The 7,403-nt window shown below is 64.0% G+C and carries 8 protein-coding genes; 4 read left to right on the plus strand and 4 right to left on the minus strand.

Going from position 1 to position 7,403, the window contains the following annotated elements:
• Together acpA and EN738_RS27250 are read left to right on the plus strand one after the other, a co-directional pair.
• Nucleotides 1–778 (plus strand): acid phosphatase (acpA, locus tag EN738_RS27245; RefSeq protein WP_127286394.1); only part of this gene is annotated, 778 nt, incomplete at its 5' end.
• 23 nt (nucleotides 779–801) lie between these two features.
• Nucleotides 802–1,014, plus strand: coding sequence for a hypothetical protein (locus EN738_RS27250; protein ID WP_127286395.1), 213 nt, complete (start codon nucleotides 802–804; stop codon nucleotides 1,012–1,014).
• A gap of 119 nt (nucleotides 1,015–1,133) precedes the next feature.
• On the opposite strand, the gene ssuD is transcribed toward EN738_RS27250, so the two are convergent.
• From ssuD to tauA, 4 genes are read right to left on the minus strand one after another with little or no spacing between them, the layout of a single operon-like run.
• Nucleotides 1,134–2,288, minus strand: coding sequence for an FMNH2-dependent alkanesulfonate monooxygenase (gene ssuD / locus EN738_RS27255; protein WP_127286396.1), 1,155 nt, complete (start codon nucleotides 2,286–2,288; stop codon nucleotides 1,134–1,136).
• Nucleotides 2,289–2,333: 45 nt separating this feature from the next.
• On the minus strand, nucleotides 2,334–3,182 hold the full coding sequence (locus tag EN738_RS27260) for an ABC transporter permease subunit (RefSeq protein WP_127286397.1): 849 nt from the start codon (nucleotides 3,180–3,182) through the stop codon (nucleotides 2,334–2,336).
• The gene (locus EN738_RS27265; RefSeq protein WP_127286398.1) at nucleotides 3,179–3,973 is read right to left on the minus strand and encodes an ABC transporter ATP-binding protein; all 795 of its coding nucleotides are present in this window, start codon (nucleotides 3,971–3,973) and stop codon (nucleotides 3,179–3,181) included. The genes EN738_RS27260 and EN738_RS27265 overlap by 4 nt, the downstream gene beginning before the upstream one ends.
• Before the next feature lie 59 nt (nucleotides 3,974–4,032).
• The gene (tauA, locus tag EN738_RS27270; RefSeq protein ID WP_127286399.1) at nucleotides 4,033–5,043 is read right to left on the minus strand and encodes a taurine ABC transporter substrate-binding protein; all 1,011 of its coding nucleotides are present in this window, start codon (nucleotides 5,041–5,043) and stop codon (nucleotides 4,033–4,035) included.
• Between the two features lie 302 nt (nucleotides 5,044–5,345).
• Between tauA and EN738_RS27275 the strand changes: the two genes are divergently transcribed.
• The gene (locus tag EN738_RS27275) at nucleotides 5,346–6,143 is read left to right on the plus strand and encodes a MipA/OmpV family protein (RefSeq protein WP_127286400.1); all 798 of its coding nucleotides are present in this window, start codon (nucleotides 5,346–5,348) and stop codon (nucleotides 6,141–6,143) included.
• A gap of 232 nt (nucleotides 6,144–6,375) precedes the next feature.
• Nucleotides 6,376–7,403: class I tRNA ligase family protein (locus EN738_RS27280; protein WP_145966941.1), on the plus strand; the 1,028-nt coding region annotated here is incomplete at its 3' end.

Here is a 7,403-nt window from a genome sequence, read left to right on the forward strand (position 1 = left end):
TTTCTACGCTGTGAACACAATGCAGCCGCCATACCAGCCGAGCGGCAATGATCCGGCGCCCGGCGGCGATCCGCTCCTCGCGGACCCGTCCAAGCCGACAACGCTGCCGCCGCAGACGGAGCCGACCATCGGCGATATGCTCAGTCTCAAGCAGGTCAGCTGGGCATGGTACTCGGGCGCCTGGCAGTACACGCTCGACCATGGCAATCACACGCCGATCCCGAATTTCCAGTACCATCACCAGCCGTTCAACTATTACGCCAACTACGCGCCGGGCACCGAGGCCAGGCGGGAACACCTGCGCGACGCCGGGCTGGCTGGCGTGAGCTTCATTCAGGCGATCGACGACGGCGCCCTGCCTCAGGTCTCCTTCTACAAGCCGCAGGGCAATCTCAACGAGCATTCCGGCTATGCCGACATCCAGGCCGGAGACCGCCATATCGCCGATGTCATCAGCCATCTGGAGAAGAGCCCGCAATGGCCGCATATGCTGGTCGTTGTCGCCTATGACGAGAACGGCGGCATCTGGGATCACGTCGCGCCGCCCAAAGGCGACCGCTGGGGACCGGGCACGCGCATCCCCGCGATCATCGTTTCGCCTTTTGCCAAGCATGGCTATGTCGATCAAACGCCCTATGACACGACGTCGATCCTGCGCTTCATCACCGAGCGTTTCGAATTGCCGGTCCTGCATGGCATCGTGGTTCGCGACAGGGCAGTGGCCGCGCATGGCGAACCGCCGCTCGGCGATCTCACCGGTGGGCTCGACCTGAATTGAGGGCGCGTATCTGGAGGACAACGATGGATGTCGACAGGGTTGTTGCCTTGGTCACTGCTGGCGGCATCGAACTCACTGACCGCCGCCGCAACGCCAAGGGCGATGGCTGGTCGCTGAGCTTCGCCAACGGTGCCACGGTGGAGGTGGGTGACGACGGGTCGGCACGCGTTGCCGGCAAGGGCGCCAGGGCCGTGGCCAGGCTGCTCGACCTGCCGAGCGCGACGCGCGCCAGCTGAGCCAGGCGACGTCGCCGCCTGGCCGCCACTGCCGTCATTTGGGATTTCTGGTCAAAATTGCCGACGCCACGCAAGGGCCTGGCGCAGCCGGCTTTCTCTCGGTTTCCGCCCGAAAGACGTCACGAGGCGGACGCGACGACCCCCGGTTGCACGCGTCCGAACTCGACGTCCCAACTGCGTTCCGCCGGTGCGGCTTCGCCGCTCAGCCCGAGCTTGGGGAAAAGCAGTTCCGCGACATTGAAGACCTCTTCCAGATGCGGGTAGGCGGACGCGATGATCGTTTCGATGCCGATCTCCTGATACTCGCGGATGCGCGCGGCAACGTTGTCGGGATTTCCGACCAAGGCCGTTCCAGCACCCCCACGCACCAGCCCGGGTCCGGCCCACAGGTTCGGACCGACAACCAGCCGGTCTCGTCGACCCTGATGCAGAGCCGACATGCGCTTCTGTCCAACCGATTCCGAGATATTGACGAATCCGTTCTGGGCCTCGGCGATCAGGTCGTCGGTGACGCGGCTGATCAGTCGGTCTGCGGCGGCCCAGGCCTCATCCTCAGTTTCGCGAACGATCAAATGGATGCGAAGGCCGAAGCGGATCGTTCGGCCTTGCGCCGCTGCGGCCTGCCTGACCCGCCCGATCTTTTCGGCGAGCTGGTCCACCGGTTCGCCCCAACTCAGATAGGCGTCCACGTGCTTGGCGGCGATCGCAATGCCGGCGTCGGACGAACCTCCGAACCACAGTGGAGGATGGGGCTGTTGAACCGGCGGGAAGGAAATGTCGGTGCCGTGGGCGGAAAGATACTTGCCCTCGAAATCCGCCGGTTCACCTGAAAGGATTCGCCGCCAGATGGTCAGGAACTCGTCGGTCTGCGCGTAGCGGTCGTCATGGTTGAGCTTGTTGCCGTCACCGGCGAGGTCGGCTGGATCCGCGCCGGTGACGACATTGAGCAGCACCCGGCCGCCCGAAATCCTGTCCAGCGTGGCGGCATGGCGCGCAAAGAGGGCCGGCGTTCCGCTGCCCGGCCGGAGCGCTACGAGGAATTTCAGCCGTTCGGTCAGCGGGATCAGGCCGGCTGCAACGATCCAGGCGTCCTCGCACCGCGTTCCGGTAGGCAAGAGCACGCCCTTGAAGCCAAGTCGATCGGCGGCTTGGGCGATCTCCCTGAGGTAGCGGAAGGTTGCCGGCCGGTGCCGCTCGTCGGTGCCGAGATAGGGGCCGTCACCATGGGTCGGCAGATACCAGTAGAGATCGAGCGGGCGGATGTTGCTGGACATCGGATTGTTCCTTCAGTGACAGGGGTGTGTGTTGACGGGCAGTTGTCAGAGCTTGCCCTTCCAGGGGACGAGGCGGTGCTCCAGCCAGCGCATGCCGCTCGTGAAAGCGAACGCCAGGGCGGCAATGACGATGAGGCCGACGAAGACAACGTCGGTAGCGAGGAAGTTGGCCGCGGACATGATCATGTAGCCGAGCCCCGACTGCGCCGCGATCAACTCGGCCGCGACCAAGGTGGACAGTCCGGCTCCGATGGCAATTCGCAGGCCGGTCAGGATTTCCGGCAATGCGGATGGCAGGATAATGGTCGTGAACAATTGCAGGCGGCTCGCGCCAAGGGACAGCGCGGCATTGATCCGCTCAACGGGCACTGAACGGACTCCGGCCTGCGCGGCAAAGCAGATCGGGGCAAAGGTCGATAGCGTGAGGAGCGTGATCTTGGAGGTTTCGCCGATGCCGAGCCAGATGATCAGCAGCGGCAGATAGGCCAGGGGCGGCAAGCCCCAGTAGAGGTCGATCGGAACGCTGAAGATCCCCCTGATCCAACGGTTGAGGCCCATCAACAGGCCAAGGGGAACACCCAGCACAATTCCCGCGCCCAGAGCCGCGGCGATGCGGCCAAGGCTTGCCAGCGTGTGGTTGAGAAGCGTGTCGTTGGCATAGCCGTCGGCCGCGACGGCGCTGAACTGTGCCAGGACCTCGGCCGGGGACGGCAGGAACAGCGGTGACGCCCAGCCGAAGCGTGCGGCGAGGAACCACAATGCAATCAGCGACGCAAGCGTAACCAGGCTGATTCCGAGTGTGTTCGTCGATGCGGATCGACGTGGCCGAGCCGGCGGCGCGCGCCGGGCGGTCGAAGTCTGGAATGTGGTTGGGGAATTGGCGGCAAGCGTCATTGCAAGGTTCCTGTGCGGGCGCCTTCCGGCTGATGGATGAGCGAGCGGATTTCCTGCCGCATTTCGATGAAGCGCGGATGGGACTGGATCGGCCCGATGTCGCCGCTTTCGGCGAAGTCGCGCACGAAGTCGGCGTCGAACCGGGCGACGATACGACCTGGCCGGGGCGACATCACAACGATCGTCGTGCCGAGCGTCAGGGCTTCCTCGATCGAATGGGTGATGAACAGGATCTGCTTGCCCGTCTTGGCCCAGACTGAGGCCAGAAGCTGCTGCATGGTCTCGCGCGTCAGGCTGTCGAGCGCGCCGAACGGCTCGTCCATCAAGAGGATCTTCGGATCTGTGGCCAGCGCCCGCGCGATGCCGACCCGCTGGCGCATGCCGCCCGACAGTTCGTAGGGCGGCTTTTCGGCGAAATCGGCGAGGCCGACCAGTTCCAGCAGGCGTCTTGACCGCTCGTGGCGTTCTGCGCGGGGAACCCCCCGGTACTTCAGGCCGAGCGCGACGTTGTCCAGCACGCTGGCCCATGGCAGCAGAGTATCCTTCTGGAACACGACGCCACGATCGCCGCCTGGCGCCGCGATTTCCCGTCCGTCCAGCGTGATCGTGCCTTCGGTGAGCGGCAGGAAGCCGGCGATCGCGTTCAATAACGTCGACTTGCCGCACCCGGAAGCACCGACCGCGACGACGATGGAAGCGGGGGCGATATCGAGCGAGACGTGATCGAGCGCATGCACGTCCTGTCCATCGGAAGCCGGAAAGGTGACGCTGGCATCTCGGATTCGAAGCATGGTGGCCTCCGGGCGATTTGGCTGGCGCGCCAGCCAAATCGGGGTTCCTTCAGGGATTGCTAGTTCGAGGCCTTGGCCACTTCGACATATTGCGGATCGGCGAAGGCCGCGTAGCTGTCCTTGACCGAGGTGATCTTGTGCTGGTCCTTCAGGAAGCCCGCGGTGTCCTTGAGGATTTTCGCGACCGCGCTCTTCTCGCCACCGCCCAGCCATTTGTCGGAGACCTGTTCGTCGAGCGGCGGGACGACCGTCGTCTTCAACTGCTCCGAATTCTCGGCCGCTGTGCCGCCTTGCAATTTTGCGATCAGCTTCGCGTTCTCGGTATCCGGGCCCCAGGCGGCCGGATTGCTCAGGTAAGCCTGGTTATAGCCGTCGATCAGCCGGACATACTGGCCGAGGAACTCCGGATTGGCCTTGGCGAACGCGCCGGTGACGACCAGACCGCCGAAGGTCGGCGCGCCGCGATCGGCGACCTGGCCGGCCGTGAGCAGGATCTTGCCGTTCTTCTTGAGCTCGGAAAGAGCCGGATCCCAGACGAAGCCACCGTCAATGTCGCCGCGCTTCCAGGCCGCGACGATCTCGGGCTGTGGAATAGCTATGACCTGGGTTTCCTTCTCGGAAATGCCTTCCTGCTTGAGCACGGCGAGAAGCTGGTAGTGATCGGTCGAGACCGGTGCGGCGGCGAGCTTCTTGCCGCGCAGGTCCGCCGGCGACTTGATTTCGGGTCGCACCACGAGCGCCTCGCCGTCGCGGGAGACCGACGAGATGTAGAACGCCTTCACGTCGATGCCCTTGCTGATGGCGGCCGAGAACGGGCTCGATCCGACATCGCCGATCTGGACGTCACCGGATGCGATGGCGGCGAAGATGTCGGCGCCGGAGTTGAAGCGGCGGAATTCGATGTTCCAGCCCGTCTTCTTGGCAAGGTCGCCATTGGCGATGCCAAGATTATAGGGGTTGGCGCCGGTCTGGTAGGCGACGACGACTTTCTTGTCGTCCGCGGCGTTTGCCGCGGTACTGGCGGAAGCCAGGGCAAGTCCAAAAAGGGTGGCGGAAATCAATTTTCGCATGGGCTTTAATCCTTGGAACAGAGGCACAGCCTCGATTGCAGCCGATCGGAGCGGCCGTGAATTAAAGTCCACTGAATTTATAGACTTAGACAGAAATGAAATTCCGAAAGCCTGTTCCTCGATAGAAAAGATCTGACGCGAACCGGCCCTAATGGATCACCCACACGCAACATCAGGCGTGCGCCGCATCGTCGGCGCCGCTGCCGATGTTACGGATTTTAAGTCAAATTTTACCGAACTGGCGCCATGGCTTTTGCGCTGCCGGGGTGTTCCTGCCGGCCTGTTTCGCGTATGGGGTAACGATGCGTATTGTCCGGACGATTCAGCTGGTTCTCGCCTCCGGCCTGATGGCCGTCTCTTCGGCCCATGCCGGCGAGGGGAGCTGGATTTCGGGCGACTGGTACCTGACGCTCGGCGCAACCGGCCTCATCGCGCCGAATTTCGAGGGCGGCAAGAAGTACATGCTCGGTGCCCAGCCGATCATCTCGCTCGGCAAGGTGGGTCCGGAAGCGCGCTTCACCTCGCGCAACGACAACATCTCGCTGGCGCTGATCGACGACGGCAGCGTGCGCGCCGGCCTGACCGGCAAGTTCCTGTTCTCCCGCAGCAGCAAGGATGAACTGGCGGGTCTCGACCCGGTGCGCTGGGGCGGCGAGGTCGGCGGCTTCTTCGAATTCTATCCGCTTGACTGGGTGCGAGCCCGCGCCGAGCTCAGGCATGGCATCCGCGCCCATGACGGCTTCGTCGCCGATATCGCGGCCGATGCCTTCTACGATGTGACGCCCACGGTCCGCATCTCCGGCGGGCCGCGCGTCTCCTTCGCCTCATCGGGCTATTTCGACGCCTATTACGGCGTCAATGCCACCGAAGCGGCGGCCTCCGGCCTCAGCGAGTACCATCCGGGCGGCGGCCTGAAGTCGACCGGCCTCGGCGGTGCGATCACCTGGAAGGTGACCGAGCCGATGACGGCCAGCCTGTTCGGCGAATATTCGCGCCTGATGGGCCCGGCCGCCGATTCCAGCCTGGTCCGGGAGCGCGGCGATCGCAACCAGTTCACGGTCGGCGTCTCGACCACCTATCGCTTCGACTTTTCGATGTAGCCGCCTGAACTCGGCGCTTTATTCCTGCTGACTAATCCGCTAAAAGCCCGGCCATGACGAGCTTTTCGCGCCTGTTTGCGATCGCGATACGAATTACGAGCCCGGTGTTCCGGGTGGCCTGAGCGCCGCCGGAGCCGCCGGGACTGTTGCGCGCGCGCCTCGCGCTTTTTTCAGAACATGATAGTTCAACGCCCGAGCCTGTTTGTCGCCGGGCAATGCACATGGCAGACCAATGACCGATACCGCTGAAACGATCGACTATTCCAAAACGCTCTATTTGCCGCAGACGGATTTCCCGATGCGCGCCGGCTTGCCGGAAAAGGAGCCGGCGCTGGTCAAGCGCTGGCAGGACATGGACCTCTACCGCAACCTGCGCGAGGAGGCCGCCGGGCGCGAGAAATTCGTGCTGCATGACGGCCCGCCCTACGCCAATGGCAACATCCATATCGGCCATGCGCTGAACAAGGTGCTCAAGGACGTCATCAACCGCTCCTTCCAGATGCGCGGCTACGACGCCAACTACGTGCCGGGCTGGGATTGCCACGGCCTGCCGATCGAGTGGAAGATCGAGGAGCAATACCGCGCCAAGGGCAAGAACAAGGACGAGGTCCCGGTCAACGAGTTCCGCAAGGAATGCCGCGACTTCGCCGCGCACTGGATCAAGGTGCAGGGCTCAGAGTTCCAGCGCCTCGGCGTCGTCGGCGATTTCGACAATCCCTATACGACGATGGCCTTCCACGCCGAGGCGCGCATCGCCGGCGAACTGTTGAAATTCGCCATGTCGGGCCAGCTCTATCGCGGCTCCAAGCCGGTTATGTGGAGCGTCGTCGAGCGCACCGCGCTTGCCGAGGCCGAGGTCGAGTACCAGGATTATGAGAGCGACACGATCTGGGTGAAATTCCCGGTCGCGAGCCTCGCGCGCCCGGTCGACGGCGCCGAGGACGCGCCGGCGGCGGTGCTGTCGGAATCCTCGCTCGACCTCATCGAGGCCCATGTCGTCATCTGGACGACGACGCCCTGGACGCTGCCCGGCAACCGCGCCGTCAGCTATTCGCCGCGCGTCGCCTACGGCCTCTACGAGGTGACGGCGGCCGAGAACGCGTTCGGCCCGCAGCCCGGCGAGAAGCTGATCTTCGCCGACGCCCTTGCCGAGGATGCCTCGGCCAAGGCCAAGGTCACCTTGAACCGCCTTCACGATGTTTCGGCCGAACAGCTTGCAAGCCTGACGCTGTCGCATCCGTTCAGGGGGCTGGCCGACGG

Origin of the sequence: Mesorhizobium sp. M4B.F.Ca.ET.017.02.2.1, from assembly GCF_003998955.1 — a bacterium.
In the GTDB taxonomy this organism is placed as follows: domain Bacteria; phylum Pseudomonadota; class Alphaproteobacteria; order Rhizobiales; family Rhizobiaceae; genus Mesorhizobium; species Mesorhizobium abyssinicae.